The sequence below is a fragment of the Variovorax sp. FW301-JW7 genome, assembly GCF_058788795.1.
The window spans coordinates 633742-648668 of sequence record NZ_JBYTBC010000001.1 but is presented as its reverse complement, the minus strand read 5'-3'; the positions used below and the strand labels follow the sequence as shown (position 1 = coordinate 648668).

At 69.6% G+C, this 14927-nt stretch carries 13 protein-coding genes, 1 tRNA gene and 1 riboswitch; of the genes, 11 read left to right on the top strand and 3 right to left on the bottom strand.

Annotated features, from left to right (window positions below):
- Positions 1 to 18 precede the first annotated feature (18 nt).
- The 3 genes from AC3WQM_RS02835 to AC3WQM_RS02825 are packed head-to-tail and all read left to right on the top strand — an operon-like array spanning position 19 to position 3250.
- Complete coding sequence (locus AC3WQM_RS02835; RefSeq protein ID WP_492676864.1) at positions 19 to 1050, top strand: Bug family tripartite tricarboxylate transporter substrate binding protein; 1032 nt, start codon at positions 19 to 21, stop codon at positions 1048 to 1050.
- The gene (locus AC3WQM_RS02830; protein WP_492676863.1) at positions 1047 to 2273 is read left to right on the top strand and encodes a Rieske 2Fe-2S domain-containing protein; all 1227 of its coding nucleotides are present in this window, start codon (positions 1047 to 1049) and stop codon (positions 2271 to 2273) included. The genes AC3WQM_RS02835 and AC3WQM_RS02830 overlap by 4 nt, the downstream gene beginning before the upstream one ends.
- 8 nt (positions 2274 to 2281) lie before the next feature.
- On the top strand, positions 2282 to 3250 hold the full coding sequence (locus tag AC3WQM_RS02825) for a PDR/VanB family oxidoreductase (RefSeq protein WP_492677181.1): 969 nt from the start codon (positions 2282 to 2284) through the stop codon (positions 3248 to 3250).
- On the opposite strand, the gene AC3WQM_RS02820 is transcribed toward AC3WQM_RS02825, so the two are convergent.
- Complete coding sequence (locus tag AC3WQM_RS02820) at positions 3224 to 3784, bottom strand: adenylate/guanylate cyclase domain-containing protein (RefSeq protein ID WP_492677180.1); 561 nt, start codon at positions 3782 to 3784, stop codon at positions 3224 to 3226. The two genes, AC3WQM_RS02825 and AC3WQM_RS02820, sit on opposite strands and share 27 nt — an antisense overlap.
- A gap of 1496 nt (positions 3785 to 5280) precedes the next feature.
- Positions 5281 to 6057: an enoyl-CoA hydratase gene (locus tag AC3WQM_RS02815; RefSeq protein WP_492676862.1), complete on the bottom strand. Its 777-nt coding sequence runs from the start codon at positions 6055 to 6057 to the stop codon at positions 5281 to 5283.
- Between the two features lie 136 nt (positions 6058 to 6193).
- Here AC3WQM_RS02815 and AC3WQM_RS02810 point away from each other — a divergent pair, with 136 nt between their 5' ends.
- Both AC3WQM_RS02810 and AC3WQM_RS02805 read left to right on the top strand, forming a co-directional pair.
- Positions 6194 to 6649 carry a MarR family winged helix-turn-helix transcriptional regulator gene (locus AC3WQM_RS02810; RefSeq protein WP_492676861.1) on the top strand — a complete coding sequence of 152 codons (456 nt, stop codon included), beginning with the start codon at positions 6194 to 6196 and terminating at the stop codon, positions 6647 to 6649.
- A gap of 110 nt (positions 6650 to 6759) precedes the next feature.
- Positions 6760 to 6864, top strand: a riboswitch (TPP riboswitch).
- Between the two features lie 76 nt (positions 6865 to 6940).
- A complete protein-coding gene (locus tag AC3WQM_RS02805; protein WP_492676860.1) occupies positions 6941 to 8281 on the top strand; it encodes a purine-cytosine permease family protein in 1341 nt (446 codons plus the stop codon).
- On the opposite strand, the gene thiD is transcribed toward AC3WQM_RS02805, so the two are convergent.
- Positions 8226 to 9074 (bottom strand): bifunctional hydroxymethylpyrimidine kinase/phosphomethylpyrimidine kinase, encoded by an 849-nt coding sequence (gene thiD / locus AC3WQM_RS02800; RefSeq protein WP_492676859.1) that lies wholly within the window; start codon positions 9072 to 9074, stop codon positions 8226 to 8228. The two genes, AC3WQM_RS02805 and thiD, sit on opposite strands and share 56 nt — an antisense overlap.
- Before the next feature lie 143 nt (positions 9075 to 9217).
- Here thiD and AC3WQM_RS02795 point away from each other — a divergent pair, with 143 nt between their 5' ends.
- The 6 genes from AC3WQM_RS02795 to AC3WQM_RS02770 all read left to right on the top strand — a co-directional run bounded on the left by AC3WQM_RS02795 (position 9218) and on the right by AC3WQM_RS02770 (position 14655).
- The gene (locus AC3WQM_RS02795; RefSeq protein WP_492676858.1) at positions 9218 to 10312 is read left to right on the top strand and encodes an FAD-dependent oxidoreductase; all 1095 of its coding nucleotides are present in this window, start codon (positions 9218 to 9220) and stop codon (positions 10310 to 10312) included.
- Between the two features lie 20 nt (positions 10313 to 10332).
- Positions 10333 to 10530 (top strand): sulfur carrier protein ThiS, encoded by a 198-nt coding sequence (gene thiS, locus AC3WQM_RS02790; RefSeq protein ID WP_062472460.1) that lies wholly within the window; start codon positions 10333 to 10335, stop codon positions 10528 to 10530.
- 38 nt (positions 10531 to 10568) lie between these two features.
- The gene (locus AC3WQM_RS02785; protein WP_307693511.1) at positions 10569 to 11378 is read left to right on the top strand and encodes a thiazole synthase; all 810 of its coding nucleotides are present in this window, start codon (positions 10569 to 10571) and stop codon (positions 11376 to 11378) included.
- Positions 11375 to 12331 (top strand): thiamine phosphate synthase, encoded by a 957-nt coding sequence (gene thiE, locus AC3WQM_RS02780; RefSeq protein ID WP_492676857.1) that lies wholly within the window; start codon positions 11375 to 11377, stop codon positions 12329 to 12331. Before AC3WQM_RS02785 ends, thiE begins: the two co-directional genes overlap by 4 nt.
- Positions 12328 to 14475, top strand: a complete 2148-nt coding sequence (locus AC3WQM_RS02775) for a TonB-dependent siderophore receptor (RefSeq protein WP_492676856.1) — start codon at positions 12328 to 12330, stop codon at positions 14473 to 14475. The genes thiE and AC3WQM_RS02775 overlap by 4 nt, the downstream gene beginning before the upstream one ends.
- Positions 14476 to 14579: 104 nt before the next feature.
- Positions 14580 to 14655 (top strand) — tRNA-Asn (locus AC3WQM_RS02770).
- Positions 14656 to 14927: the final 272 nt, after the last annotated feature.

The following is a 14927-nucleotide window of genomic DNA, read 5'->3' as shown; positions in this document are numbered from 1 at the left end:
AACACGACTGGAGACACGATGAATCGGTTCAGACCCTCGCCGCCCGAGGCACACGCGGCGGACAGGACGTGCGCCACGCGCCGCCATGCGCTCGGTGTTCTTGGTGCCGGCATCGCGGCCCTCGCCGCCGGCCCTGCCTTCGCGCAGCCCGCGCCCTTTCCGAACCGCGTGGTGCGCATCGTGCCCTTCGGCTCGCCCGGCGGACCGATGGACGCCATCGCCCGCGTCTATGCCGAGAAGCTCAAGGCGCGCTGGAACCAGCCGGTGATCGTCGAGACCCGTCCCGGCGCCAGCGGCACCATCGCGGCCGACGCCGTCGCCAAGGCGGCGCCCGACGGCTACACCGTGCTGCTCACGCTGCCGCTCACGCACATCAACAACGTGGTGCTGCAACCCAGGCTGCCCTACGACCCGGTGAAAGACTTCGAGCCGCTGTCGCAACTGGCCACGGGCGGACCGATGCTCATCGCCCGCGCGTCGGCGCCCTTCTCCACCGTGCGCGAGTTCGTGGCCTATGCCAAGGCGCACCCCGGCGTTTCGTACGGCACCTGGGGCAACGGCTCCAACGCGCACCTGTTCGGCGAACTGCTCGCGCGCCAGAACCATATCGATCTGGTGCACGTGCCCTACAAGGCCGAGGCCGCCGCACACAACGACATGTTCGGCGAGGCGCTGGGCGTGGCCTGGGCCAACCCTGCGACCGCACGCGGCCTCGCACAGGCCGGGCGCATCAAGGTGCTGGGCATCACGGGCCGCCAGCGCGTGCGCTCGATGCCCAACGTGCCGACCTTCACCGAACAGGGCTTTGCAGGCTTCGATCTCGACAGCTGGATCGGCGTGTACGCGCCCGCGCGCACGCCGCAGCCCGTGCTCGACGAATGGTCGCTCGCGCTGCGCGAGATCACGAAGCTGCCCGATATCCAGGAGCGCCTGGCCGGCTACGGCTTCGAGCCGCTGGGCAGCACACCCGCCGAATTCCGTGCCGGCTACAAGGCTGACTTTCCCCGCGTGGCGGACCTGATCAAGGCCGCAGGAGTCACCCCCGAATGAGCGCCGTCGTCCCGCCTTCCGCCACTGCCGAGTGGCAACCCATCGCCTTCGACACCGGCACCGCGTACGGCCGCAAGGCGCCGAGCCACAAGCCCGAGCTGACCGAGGTCGGCGCCGGTACGCCCATGGGCGAGCTGCTGCGCCGCTACTGGCACCCCATCGGCCTGGCCGCCGACGCCACCGACACGCCGCGCCAGGTGCGCGTGCTGGGCGAAGACCTGATCCTGTTCCGCGACAAGAAAGGCCGCGCGGGCCTCGTGCACTGGCGCTGCGCGCACCGCGGGGCGTCGCTGTACTACGGGCGCGTGGAGGAAGAAGGCATCCGCTGCTGCTACCACGGCTGGATGTTCGACGTGCAGGGCCACTGCGTCGACCAGCCCTGCGAACCCGAAGGCGGCGCGCGCAGCCGCGGCCGGGTGCGCCAGCCCTGGTACCCGGTGCAGGAGCAGTACGGCCTGATCTGGGCCTACCTCGGCCCGGCCGACAAGAAGCCCGTGCTGCCGCGCTACGACTGCCTCGAAACCATGGACGACGGCGAGACCCTGGAGGCCGACGGCAACAGCATCGGCGGTGGCGGGCCGCAGGTCATTCCGTGCAATTGGCTGCAGCACTACGAAAACGTGGCCGACCCCTTCCACGTGCCCGTGCTGCACGGCAGCTTCAGCGGCACGCAGTTCGTGGCGCTCATGGGCCAGATGCCCGACGTGAGTTTCGAGAGCACCGAGACCGGCGTGACGATCACCTCGATCCGCACGCTCGACGACGGCCGCACCTTCCGCCGCGTGGCCGGTCCCGTGCTGCCGACGCTGCGCGTGGTGCCCAACCCGCGCGTGGCCACCTACGGGCGCGTCGAGTCGATCGGCTGGGTGCTGCCCATCGACGACCACAGCTTTCGCATCTACACCGTGGGCCGCGTGAAGACCCCCGGCGACCTGTCCCGCATGCGCTCGCGCCTGAATGGCAAGCTGTGGGAAGAGCTGACCGAGGCCGAACACCGCGCCTTCCCCGGCGACTACGAGGCGCAGGTGAGCCAGGGCGCCATCACCGCGCATTCGGAAGAGCACCTGGCCTCGTCGGATCGCGGCATCGTGATGCTGCGCCGGCTGCTGCAGCGCCAGCTCGACGCACTGCGCGAAGGCCGCGACCCGGCCGGTGTGAGCTTCGACCCCACAGCACCACCCGTGCAGTTCGAGGCCGGCAACTTCCTCGTGCCCGCCGAGTGAACGGCGTGTTGAGGGACGCCGGCATCGCGGTGCGGGTGGCGCGCAAGACGGTCGAGGCCGAGGGCGTGGCCGGCTTCAGGCTGGTGCCCGCCGACGGCGAGCGCCTGCCGGCCTTCACGCCGGGCGCGCACATCGACGTGGCGCTGCCCGGCGGGCTGGTGCGCCAGTATTCGCTGTGCAACACCTCGGCCCTGGACGATGGGCACTACGAGATCGGCGTGTTGCGCGATGCGGCCTCGCGCGGCGGCTCGCGGGCGATGCACGACGCCGTCCACGAAGGCTCGGTGCTGCAGATCAGCCCGCCGCGCAATCTCTTCGCGCTCGACGAAAGCGCAACGCAGAGCCTGCTGCTGGCCGGCGGCATCGGCGTGACGCCGCTGCTGTCGATGGCACAGCGGCTGGCTGCATTGGGCGCCGACTTCGCGCTGCACTGCTGCAGCCGCTCGGCGGCGCGCACGCCCTACCGGCGGCGGCTGCAAGACAGCGCGTTCGCGGACCAGGTGTTCTTCCACCATGACGACGGCCCGCCCGCGCAGCACATCGACCTCGCCGCCACCCTCGGCAGTCCGGCCCCGGGCAAGCACGTCTACGTGTGCGGCCCCGCAGGCTTCCTCGAGGCCGTGCGCACGACCGCGCGCGCTCTGCATTGGGCGGACGCGCAAGTGCACTTCGAGTCGTTCTCGGGCGCCGCAACGCCGGCTGGCGGACAGGGTAGCTTCGAGGTCGAGCTGCACCGCTCGCGCCGCGTCGTCCACATCCCCGCGACGATGACGGTGCTGGACGCGCTCGCCGCCGAAGGTGTCGAGATTCCTGTGTCATGCGCACAGGGCGTCTGCGGCACCTGCCTCACGCGCGTGCTCGCGGGCGAGGTGGCGCACCACGACCTCTACCTGACACCTGCCGAGCAGGCCGCCAACGACTGCTTTCTGCCCTGCTGCTCGCGGGCCATCTCACCGAGGCTGGTGCTCGACCTCTAGCAGTTCGTAGAGCACCATCCGCGTCTGCCGCCCGCGCAGCTCGACCTGCTCCTCGATGCGCCGCGTGGCCATCCGCCCGCCCAGCCCCTCGAAGGTTGTCTCGGACACCAGCGTGCGCGTCCCCAGCTGCTTGTTGATGCCCTCGATGCGGCTTGCTGCATTGATCACGTCGCCCAGCGCGGTGTACGACAGCCGGTCGCTCGAGCCGAGCACCCCGGCGATCACGACGCCGGTGTGGATGCCGATGCGCGTGCGGAACGGCTGCAGGCCTTCCGCCTGCCACCGGCGGTTGAGGTCGTTCATCTCGGCGTGCAGTTCGAGCGAGGCCACGCAGGCGCGATGCTCCGCATCGGGCAGGTCGGTGGGCGCGCCCCACAGCACCATGATGCCGTCGCCCATGAACTTGTCGATCACGCCGCCGTGGCGCGCGAACACGCGGGTGGCGAGGTTGAAGTAGTCGGTCAGCTGCCGCATGAGCACGTCGGCCGGCATCGATTCCGAGATGCTCGTGAAGCCTTCCACGTCGGTGAACATCGCGGTGATGCGGCGCGGCGAACCGTTGGGCTCGAGTGCATGCCCTTCGGCGACGAGCTGCTTGATCACGTCCACCGGCACGAACTTGCGAAAGGCCTGGAGGCTGCGCGCGGAATCTTCCAGCGCCTGGCTCAGGTGCTGGATCTCGAGCACGCGGCTGGGCTCGCGCGGCAGGTCGTCGAGTTCGAGCCGCCCGATGCGGCGTGCGATGCGCGAGAGGCCTTCGATCGGTGCGGTCACGAGTTTCGACAGCCGCAGCGAAATGACGAGCGCGATCGCGAGAAAGCCCAGCGCGAGCAGCAGCGACCACAGCACGTTGCGATGCAGCGCGCCCATCAGCGCCTCTTCGGGCTCCCAGCTGACCAGGTGCCAGTCGGTGGCCGCAATGCGCGAGGTCTGCACCTGGTAGTGCATGCCCTCGTGCACGAGCGGAAAGGCCATGTCTTCGGTCCAACCGCGGCTGCCGTTGGCCAGCATGTAGGCATGCAGCGCGCCGAGCACGCCATCGTCGGGGTCTTCGAGCTTGCGCACCGAATGCGGGTGGTCGCTGCGCGCGATCACGTGGTGGTCGGCGCTCAGCAGCGCACTGTGGCCGTGGCCCGTGCCGCCGAACAGGCGCACGAGGTTGGAGAGGTGCCCGAGCGACACGCTGGCGACCGCCACCAGCGTCTGCGTGGCGCCCTCCTCGTCCCGCCGCCGGCTCGGCCGCGCATGGCTCACGCCCAGCTCCTTCATCGAGGGCAGCACGAAGGGCGCGGTCCACACGGGGCGCTGCGCCTTCTCGGCCTGCGTGAACCAGTCCTGGTGCACCGGGTCGTCTTCGCTGCGGAAGGCTTCGATGCGCGTCGTCTCGTAGCGCCGCCGCGGGTCTTCGTCGCCGTCGCTGTCGGGCGGCGATTTGTACTCCCAGGTCTCGGTGGTGGTGCGCCCTTCGCGCAGCACCTGCCGCACCACCGACACGGGGTGGCGCATGGCCATCAGGAAGTGGCCGTCGTCGCTGCCCACGCCGATGCTGTCAAGCTCCGGCGTCTGCTCCAGCGCGGCCCAGAGCAGCTCGGCGGTCTGCTCGCCGTCGTGGCCCGCGGGGTGCAGGTCGGGGGTGTGGGCGATGGCGCGCACCAGCCCTTCGGTCTTGGCGAGGAAGGCGAGGACGTTGTCTTCGACCCGGTCGTGGTTGACCTTGTGCGCCGACTCGCCGACCTTCGACACCAGCTGCTCCGCGCCCCAATAGCCGAAGGCCACCAGCAGCAGCGACTGCAGCAGCGCGACCGCGCAGATGATCGTGCCGACGTCGACGCGGAAGCGCCTCAGCCGCGCGTGGGGTGCGGGCGATGAGGCCGGTGGTTCCGGGTGCTTGCGGTCGTCTGTCATGTGCGGGGAGCCTCCAGGGCATTCGAAGGCGCCCTCGTGGCGGCGATTCTCACCCGGGCCGAAGGCCCGCGGACCTGCGCATCACGCGTCGGCCGACATCTGGGCGACGACCGGCCCGCTTGCCGCTACGCCGCGGTCTTGGAGAAGTCCGGGGCCCGCTTCTCGGCGAACGCCGTGAAGGCTTCGCGTGCTTCGGGACTCTGGAGGCGCTCCACGAACTGTGCGCCTTCGAGGTCCATCTGGGCTGCAACGGCGGCGCCTTGCTTCATCAGGCCCTTCGTCAGCTTCAACGAGCCCGCGGCACGGCTGGCGAGCAGCTCGGCAACCTTTTGCGCCTCGCCGTGCAGGTCCGACACGGGCACGACCCGGTTCGCGATGCCCCAGGCCAGGGCCTGCGCAGCGGACACCGGCAGGCCCAGCGCGAACATCTCGTAGGCACGAACGTGGCCGATGCGGGCAGGCAGCAGCAGGCTCGACGCCGCTTCGGGCACCAGCGCCAGGTTGACGAACGGCGTGGACAGCAGCGCATCCTCAGCCAGCACCACGAAGTCGCAGTGCAACAGCAAGGTGGTCCCCACGCCGACTGCGCGTCCGTTGACCGCCGCGATCACCGGGCGCGTCGAACTCGCCAATGCACGCAGGAAACGGGCGACATGGCGCTCTTCGTTGCCAGCCTTCCCGGCAGCCACGGCAGCAAATTCGCCCAGGTCGTTGCCCGAGGTGAACATGCCACCTTCGCCTCGCAACACGATGGCCCGGACGGACGGGTCGCTCTCGGCGCCTGCGATGGCATCGGCCAGACGGCCATACATCGCATTGGTCAGTGCGTTCATCTTCTCCGGCCTGGCCAGCGTGAGGGTCAGGACACCCTGGGTGGATTCGACGGTCACGTGTTCGGTCATGGGTTCTCCTGGTTGCCCGCTCGCACCGTGCGAGAGGGATGGCATTTAATTCGCATGCGAAGTATATGCTTCGTGTGCGAAATAAATACAGATAAGATGTAACCTGCCGCGCCTTCGCCCAGGCCACAGGAATCCGATGAAAGCTCAAAAAAAATACAGGCTGGTGTTTCTTCTGAACGTCGCCCAGCGGGCGGTGCAGCGATGGAAAGAAACCCGCGGCGATGCCCTGCCCGCACTGTCGGCAGCCCAGGCCGGCACGATGTTTTTCCTGTCGGCCAACGATGGCGCCCTGACAGGAGAAGTCGCGCAGGCACTGAACATCGGCGCACCAGCCATGTCCGGCCTTGCTGCCCGCCTCGAAAAAGCCGGCTACCTGACCCGCGCGCAAGACCCGAACGACGGGCGCGCATTCCGCCTCTACCAGACCGAGGAAGGACGGCTGGCCGGACAGCGTGCAAAGGCCGGGCTCGGCGCGTTGAACGCACGGCTGACCCAGGGCTTCAGCGACGAAGAGATGGCAATCGTCGGCCGGTGGCTCGAATCGGTGGTCGAGAATTTTTCCGCCGGGGGCGCGGGAAAGCACGAGGAATAGGCTCTCGGTCCCGGCACGCCATCGGTGCGGCGGGTGCAAGGCCCGCCGTGGCTGGATTCTTCCGTGCGCAGGAACTTTTCGGTGCGTCTGCGACACACGCGCCTAAAATGACATTTCGCTAGGGGTGCTGCGCCGGTTTCGACCGGGGTGGCTGAGAAAGTCCCTTTGAACCTGACTGAGGTAATCCTCGCGCAGGGAAGCTGGTCCGGTGGCCTGTCGCGTTGTCTCGCGCGACGGCCACGCCACTGGAGCCTCGCCCACCTGCCAAACCTTTTGCACTGGAGCAAACGGATGGCACACAACGACAACGACAGTTCCGCTTCGTCCGGCAACGAAGCGCTCACGCCCCTGCCCGCCTCCCGACGCGTCTTCGGCTGGCACGACCACGCCTCGCTGTGGTTCAGCCTCGGCGTCGGGCTGCTGGTGATGCAGATCGGTGCCTACCTGGTGCCGGCCGTGGGCACGCGCGACGCGGCGCTGGCGATCGTGCTGGGCTCGCTGCTCGGCGCCGGGCTGCTGGCCTGGACCGCGCGGCTGGGCTGCGAAACCGGGCTGGCCAGCGCCGGACTGATGCACGCCACCTACGGCAGCGCCTTCGCGCGGCTGCCGGTGCTGCTCAACATCGTGCAGCTGGTGGGCTGGACCACCTTCGAGCTCGTGATCATGCGAGAAGGCACGCAGGCCATCGGGCAACAGGCCTTCGGCCCCGCGCTGGGCACGGCCTGGGGCGGCGTGCTGACCACGCTGCTGTGGGGTGCGGTGCTGCTGGCGCTGCTGGCCGGTTCGATGGTGAAGCTGGTGCGCCGCTTCGTGAGCCGTTTCGGCCTGCCGCTGGTGGTGCTGTCGCTGCTGTGGCTCAGCTGGCAGTTCGCGACGCGGCTGCACGCCAAGGGCCTGGACGCCTTCTGGGCGCGGCCGGGCGACGGCAGCATGGGCATGTTCAGCGCGCTCGACCTGGTCATTGCGATGCCGGTGTCGTGGCTGCCTCTGGTGGCCGACTACGCGCGCCACGGCAAGCGCAGCGCCGGGGGCGGCCTGGGCAGCGCGTTCAGCGGCACCTGGATCGGCTACGCGCTCGCCAACATCTGGTGCTACGCGCTCGGCGTGATGGTGGTGAGCGTGGCCGAGCCGGGCACCAGCCTCGTCATGGCGCTGCTGCTGGCGCAGGGCGGGCTGGTGGCGCTGGGCCTGATCCTCATCGACGAACTCGACAACGCCTATGGCGACGTGTACTCGGGCTCGGTGTCCACGCACAGCCTGCTGCCGCGCTGGAGCGTGAAGCGCTGGGGCCTGCTGCTGGCGGTGCTGTGCATCGGGCTGGCGCTGGTGCTGCCGATGCACACGCTCGAGCCCTTCCTGCTGCTGCTGAGCTCGGTGTTCGTGCCGCTGTACGGCGTGATCCTGGGGCGGCTGGGCAGCGGAAGTGCCGTGTCGGCGAACAGCACGCGCACCATCGACTGGGGCGCGGCGCTGATCTGGCTCGCGGGCATCGCGGCCTACCACGCGCTGGCCAAGTGGGCGCCGCAGTTCGGCTCGGCGTTGCCGACGCTGGCGGCGACCTTCGTGCTGGCCTGGCTCAGCCGGCCGACAGCGGCACGCGGTGGGTCGGCACTGGCGCAAAGCCGTGGTTGAGCGGACCGTGGCCCGCGCCGACCTGCACATCCGCGCCGGCGCGCATTGCGCCGAGGATGTACGCGCGTGCGCACTCGACCGCCTCGGGCAGCGCCAGGCCCAGTGCCAGGTGCGCGGCGATGGCCGACGAGAGCGTGCAACCGGTGCCGTGCAGGTTGCGGCTGGCGATGCGTTGCGACGCGAGTCGCTTGCGCGCGCCGCTGCGCTCCAGCAGCACATCGACCACTTCGTCGCCGGGCAGGTGGCCGCCCTTGAGCAGCACGGCCTTCGCGCCGAGCGCGAGCAATTCGTCGGCCGCGCCATCGAGCGCGTCGATGCCGCCGATGGCATGGCCGACCAGCAAGGCGGCTTCGTCGAGGTTGGGCGTGACCACCACGGCGCGCGGGAACAGCTCGCGCACCAGCACCTGCACGGTCTCGGCCGCGATCAGGCGGTCGCCGCTGGTGGCGATCATCACGGGGTCGAGCACCACGTTCTTCAGCTGGTAGCGGTCGATGGCCCAGGCCACCACCTCGACCACCTCGGGCGCGTGCAGCATGCCGAGCTTGACGGCGTCGACGCCGATGTCTTCCACCACGGCCTGAATCTGCGCCTTCAGGAAGTCGGGCGGCACGCCGTGGATGCCCGAGACGCCCACCGTGTTCTGCGCGGTGAGCGCGGTGATGGCCGTCATGCCGTAGCAGCCGAGGGCCGCGAAGGTCTTGAGGTCGGCCTGGATGCCGGCGCCGCCGCCGCTGTCGGAGCCGGCGATGGAAAGCACGCGTGCGTAGCGTTGGGTGGGTGCGGGGGTCATGTTGAAAATTATCGGCGAGTGCGCCGTGCCTCTTTCTCACTCCCCTTCCGGGGGAGGGTCGGGATGGGGGCACGCGGCGTGTCCATCGAGCGCTCTGCCCGCCCCCATCCCAGCCTTCCCCCAGCGGGGGAAGGAGCAAGACCATGAGCGTGCCATTTCAATCTGCGGCCATCCTTGGCGCAGGCCTCATGGGTCGCCTGATGGCGGTCACGCTCGCGCAGGCCGGCTGCAAGATCGACCTGTACGAAGCCGGCAGCCCCGATGCCGAGGGCGCAGCCGCCCGCGTGGCCGCGGCCATGCTCGCGCCGCTGGCCGAATCGGCCGTGGCGCCGGTGTCGGTCGTGCGCATGGGTCAGCACGCGCTGTCGCGCTGGCCCGAGCTGCTGGCGCCACTGGCGCAGCCGGTGTTCTTCCAGCGCGAAGGCACGCTGGTGCTGTGGCACCGCCAGGACGCCGCCGAGGCCACGCGACTCGCGGGCGTGCTGGCGCGCACCGGTGCGCAAGTGCCCGAGCTGGCGCCGATGCAGACGCTCGACACCCCCACCGCCATCGCCGCGCTGGAGCCCTCGCTGGGCACACGCTTCGCTCGCGGCCTGTACCTGCCGGGCGAAGGCCAGCTCGACAACCGCGCGCTGCTGGCGTCGCTGCGCGCCACGCTCGAAGCCGATGCGCGCGTGACGCTGCACTGGCAGTCGCCGCGTGCGCCCTCCGACTTTTCGCCTGGCACGGCGGGCCAGCCCGACTGGGTGATCGACTGTCGCGGCCTCGGCGCCAAGCCGCAATGGAACGCGCTGCGCGGCGTGCGCGGCGAGGTGATCCGCGTGCATGCGCCCGAGGTCACGCTGCAGCGGCCCACGCGCCTCGTGCATCCGCGTTACCCGCTGTACATCGCGCCCAAGCCCGACCACCTGTTCGTGATCGGCGCGACCGAGATCGAGTCCGACGACCTGTCGCCCGCCAGCGTGCGCTCCACGCTCGAGCTGCTGAGCGCGGCCTACGCGGTGCACAGCGGCTTTGCCGAGGCGCGCATCGTCGAGATCGCGACGCAATGCCGGCCCACGCTGCCCGACAACCTTCCCGCCATTCGCCAGCCGCAGCCGCGCGTGCTGCAGATCAACGGCCTGTACCGCCACGGCTTCATGATCGCGCCCGCCCTGCTCGATGCGGCGATGGAACTGCTTGCGCATGGCCGTTCCACGCTCGCACGCGGCTTCGGCATGGACGTGCCCGACGCATGACGAGAACAACGACGACCCCGATGAACATCCTGATCAACGACAAGCCCTGCACGCTGCCCGAGGGTGCGCTGCTCGCCGACGCGCTGGCCGTGCTGCAGGCCGTGCCGCCTTTCGCAGTGGCGGTGAACCGCGAGTTCGTGCCGCGCTCGGCCTACGCCACGCACCCGCTGCACGCCGACGACCGCGTCGAGGTGATCCGCCCGGTGACCGGCGGCTGAACGAACGCACCAGAGACAAGACGATGGAGACGACAACCATGACCAATCCCGATCCCCTGGTCCTCTACGGCCAGACCTTCCACAGCCGCCTGCTGCTGGGCACCGCGCGCTACCCCTCGCCCGACGTGCTCGAAGCGGCTGTGCAGCGCGCCCAACCCGCGATGCTGACCGCCTCGCTGCGCCGCCAGACCGCCAGCCAGGGCTCCGGCAACAGCGACCTCGGCAACGGCTTCTGGGAGCTGCTGCGCAAGCTGGCCGTGCCGGTGCTGCCCAACACCGCCGGCTGCCACAGCGTGCAGGAAGTGATCGCCACCGCGCAGATGGCGCGCGAGCTGTTCGACACGCCGTGGATCAAGCTCGAGCTCATCGGCGACGACTACACGCTGCAGCCCGACACGCTGAACCTCGTCGATGCGGCGTCGCAGCTGATCCGCGACGGCTTCCATGTGCTGCCGTACTGCACCGAAGACCTGGTGCTGTGCCAGCGCCTCGTCGATGTCGGCTGCCAGGCCGTGATGCCGTGGGCCGCGCCCATCGGCACCGGACGCGGGCCGGTCAACCCGTATGCGCTGCGGCTGCTGCGCGAGCGGCTGCAGGTGCCGATGCTGGTCGACGCAGGCCTCGGCCTGCCCTCGCATGCGTGCCAGGTGATGGAGTGGGGCTACGACGGCGTGCTGCTCAACACCGCCGTCGCTCTTGCGCAGGAACCGGTCGCGATGGCCGGTGCCTTTGCCGACGCAGTGCAGGCCGGCCGCGCCGCCTACCGCGCCGGCGCGATGGCCGCGCAGGACGCCGCGCAGCCCAGCACGCCCGTGCTCGGCACGCCCTTCTGGCACCACGCGCCATGAACCCCATCGACACCCCCAATGCCCGCGCCGTGGCGCAAGCCATCGTTGCGGTCCACGGTCTGCGCTTCGGCGCCGCCACGGCCACGGCCGTGAGCGCGCCGCACTTCAGCTCGGACGACGCCGTCTACCGCGGCGCGAAGCAAGCCTGCACCGCGCTCGGCTTCATCGAGATCGATGCCGAATGCCTCGCCCATGCATGGCGCGCGCAGACCGAACGGCTCGGCCAGTTCGACGCGTCGGCATGGCCCGATGCGCCGGTCGATTTCGGCATGGGTCCGTTTCCGCCCACCGCACGCGCCGACGCCTTTCCGCCCTGCCCCGAGCGGCTCGGCCTGTACGCCGTGCTGCCCGATGCGGCATGGGTCGGCCGCATGGCGCGCGCCGGCGTGCCGACGGTGCAGCTGCGCTTCAAGTCGGACGACGCCGCCGCCGTCGCGCGCGAAGTGCAGGCCGCCGTCGACGCGGTGCGCGGCACCGAGGCGCTGCTCTTCATCAACGACCACTGGCAGGTCGCCATCGCGGCCGGCGCCTACGGCATCCACCTCGGGCAGGAAGACCTCGACGCGTTGTCGCCCGATGAGCTGCAGCAGCTGCGCGCCTCCGGCCTTCGGCTCGGCGTGAGCACCCATGGCTACGCCGAGATGGTGCGCGCCGATGCGGTGAGCCCGAGCTACATCGCGATGGGCGCCATCTACCCGACCACGCTCAAGCGGATGGCGACCGCGCCGCAGGGCGTGGCGCGGCTCGCAGCCTACGCGCGGCTGCTGCGCGGCTACCCGCAGGTGGGCATCGGCGGCGTCGATGCCGTGCGGCTGCCGGAGGTGCTCGCCACCGGCGTCGGCTCGGTCGCCGTGGTGCGCGCGCTGGTCGCCGCCGACGACCCCGAGGCCACGGCCGCGCAATGGATGACGGCGATGCACGCCGCCCCCGGTTCCCCTGAACGCACAGAATGAACGCTCGACTTTTCTCGCCCTCCCCGCTTTCGCGCGCGCTCGCCGCCGCCCTCCTCACTTTCGGTGCCTGCGGCGCGCATGCGCAGTCTTCATCGCCATCGCAGGCGCTGCCCGAAGTCACCGTGAACGACGGCGCCGCCGCGCCGCAGGCCGAGATCAGCGGCTTCGGCGATGTGCCGCTGCGCGAGCTGCCGCTGTCGGCCACCATCATCGACAGCCAGCAGCTGCGCAGCAGCGGCGCACGCCGCCTCGCCGACCTGACGCAGTTCGACGCTTCGGTCACCGACGCCTACAACTCCGCCGGCTACTGGGACTACCTCACGGTGCGCGGCTTCGTGCTCGACAACCGCTTCAACTACCGGCGCGAAGGCCTGCCGATCAGCGCCGAGACCGCGATCCCGCTGGACAACAAGGAGCGCATCGAGATCCTGCGCGGCACCAGCGGCATCCAGGCCGGCACCAGCGCGCCGGGCGGGCTCGTCAACTACGTGGTCAAGCGCCCGACCGAGCAGGAGCTGCGCACCATCCGCTTCGAAACCACGAGCCGCGGCAGTGTGCTGAGCGCGCTCGACTTCGGCGGGCGCTTCGGCGAGAACCGCCAGTTCGGCTATCGGCTCAACGTGGCCGGCGAAAAGCTCAACCCGCTCACGCACAACCTCGACGGCAGCCGCCGCCTCTTCTCGCTCGCGGCCGACTGGCGCATCACGCGCGACTCGGTGCTCGAGTTCGAGGTGGAGCAAAGCCGCAAGACACAGCCGAGCCAGAACGGCTACAGCCTGCTGGGCAACACGCTGCCCCGACCGGTCGATCCGCGCATCAACCTCAACAACCAGCCGTGGTCGCAGCCCTCGGTGTTCAAGGCGCTGACCGGCACCGTGCGCTTCAGCCAGGCGCTGAATGCCGACTGGCGCTGGAGCGCGCAGATCGGCCAGCAGCGCCTGAAGACCGACGACCGGCTGGCCTACGCCTTCGGTTGCGGTGCCGAAGGCAACTACGACCGCTACTGCTCCGACGGCACCTTCGACGTGTACGACTTCCGCAGCGAGAACGAGCGCCGCACGCAGACTGCGGGCAGCCTGAACCTCAAGGGCAACGTGATGACGGGCAGCGTGCGCCACGAGCTGGGCTTCGGCCTGCTGCAAAGCCGCGTGCGCAACCGCTTCCAGGACCAGGCCTACAACTACGTCGGCACCGGCAACATCTGGGCGACCGCGATGACGCCAGCCGACCCGCGGCTGACGGACGCCAACACCAACCGCAACGAACGCTCGACCGAGCTGTCGGTGCAGGACGCAATCCGCTGGAACGACCGCTTCACGACCTGGATCGGCGCACGGCACACGCGGCTGTCGCGCGACAGCATCCGCACCGACGGCTCGCGCCCCACCGGCTACAGCGACAGCATCACCACGCCGTGGATCGCGGCCAGCTACACGATCCAGCCCGGGCTGCTCGCCTATGCGAGCTGGGGCAAGGGCGTCGAGTCGCAGGTCGTGCCCAACAAGAGCTCGCAGTACGCGAACGCGGGCGAGGCGCTGCCCGCGCTGCAGTCGCGCCAGTGGGAACTGGGCCTGAAGGGCGGCGACGCGGCATTCAACTGGCAGCTCGCGTGGTTCGACATCTCGCGCCCCATGACCAACCTCGACCTGTGCGGCGCGTCCTGCACGGTGCGCAACGACGGCCGCGCAGTGCACCGCGGCCTCGAGGCCGGCGCGCAATGGACCGGCGGCCCCTGGCGCCTGGGCGGCAGCGTGGCACTCATCGACGCCAAGCGGCGCGGCAGCACGGCCGCGCCCGAACTCAACGGACAGGCGCCCACCAACGTGCCCAAGCAGGTGCTGCGCGCACAGGCCGCGTACCGCTTCGCGTCGGTGCCAGGCCTCGAACTCGCGGGCCAGCTGTCCTACGAAGGCCGCCGCAACGTGCTGCCCGACGGCTCCATCCGTCTGCCGTCGTGGACGCGCCTGGATGCGGTGCTGCGCTACGACACCAGGCTGGCCGGCATGGCCACCAGCTGGACGCTGGCCGTCGACAACCTGTTCGACCGCCGCTACTGGAAGGAATCGCCCTACCAGTTCAGCCATGTCTACCTGTTCCCGGGTGCGCCGCGCACGCTGCGGCTGGGCGTGAGCATTGCGATGTGAGCGTGATTCTTCGTGGTCACCGCGGCCCCGTCGCCACGATTTCGTTGCGCCGGCGCCTCGGTGTTTTGGAAGCCCAAAAAACCACGCTATAATTTAAGGCTTGTTCCTCGATAGCTCAGTTGGTAGAGCGCCGGACTGTTAATCCGTAGGTCCCTGGTTCGAGCCCAGGTCGAGGAGCCAGAACAAAGCCGCAAGGCCTCTGGAAGGCCCGCTACTCACAAGGTAGCGGGCCTTTTCATTTGTGGAGCCCCGTGCAAGCGAAGTCCGCGGGGGCGAAGACGTGGAAGGTGCGAAAAAAATCAATCGCCCTGCGCGCTTCACCCATCAAAAATGATCGCCGTCGTCTCAGAACGGCGAATTCATTGAATATAATTGAAGGCTTGTTCCTCGATAGCTCAGTTGGTAGAGCGCCGGACTGTTAATCCGTAGGTCCCTGGTTCGAGCCCAGGTCG

Bases quoted from the DNA above. Each gene is read 5' to 3' on its own strand.
- AC3WQM_RS02775 (WP_492676856.1), top strand. From the start codon at position 12,328: ATGAACGCTCGACTTTTCTCGCCCTCCCCGCTTTCGCGCGCGCTCGCC.
- thiD (WP_492676859.1), bottom strand. From the start codon at position 9,074: ATGACCCCCGCACCCACCCAACGCTACGCACGCGTGCTTTCCATCGCC.
- AC3WQM_RS02810 (WP_492676861.1), top strand. From the start codon at position 6,194: ATGAAAGCTCAAAAAAAATACAGGCTGGTGTTTCTTCTGAACGTCGCC.
- AC3WQM_RS02835 (WP_492676864.1), top strand. From the start codon at position 19: ATGAATCGGTTCAGACCCTCGCCGCCCGAGGCACACGCGGCGGACAGG.
- AC3WQM_RS02815 (WP_492676862.1), bottom strand. From the start codon at position 6,057: ATGACCGAACACGTGACCGTCGAATCCACCCAGGGTGTCCTGACCCTC.
- AC3WQM_RS02805 (WP_492676860.1), top strand. From the start codon at position 6,941: ATGGCACACAACGACAACGACAGTTCCGCTTCGTCCGGCAACGAAGCG.
- thiE (WP_492676857.1), top strand. From the start codon at position 11,375: ATGAACCCCATCGACACCCCCAATGCCCGCGCCGTGGCGCAAGCCATC.
- AC3WQM_RS02795 (WP_492676858.1), top strand. From the start codon at position 9,218: ATGAGCGTGCCATTTCAATCTGCGGCCATCCTTGGCGCAGGCCTCATG.
- AC3WQM_RS02785 (WP_307693511.1), top strand. From the start codon at position 10,569: ATGACCAATCCCGATCCCCTGGTCCTCTACGGCCAGACCTTCCACAGC.
- thiS (WP_062472460.1), top strand. From the start codon at position 10,333: ATGAACATCCTGATCAACGACAAGCCCTGCACGCTGCCCGAGGGTGCG.
- AC3WQM_RS02830 (WP_492676863.1), top strand. From the start codon at position 1,047: ATGAGCGCCGTCGTCCCGCCTTCCGCCACTGCCGAGTGGCAACCCATC.
- AC3WQM_RS02820 (WP_492677180.1), bottom strand. From the start codon at position 3,784: ATGTTCACCGACGTGGAAGGCTTCACGAGCATCTCGGAATCGATGCCG.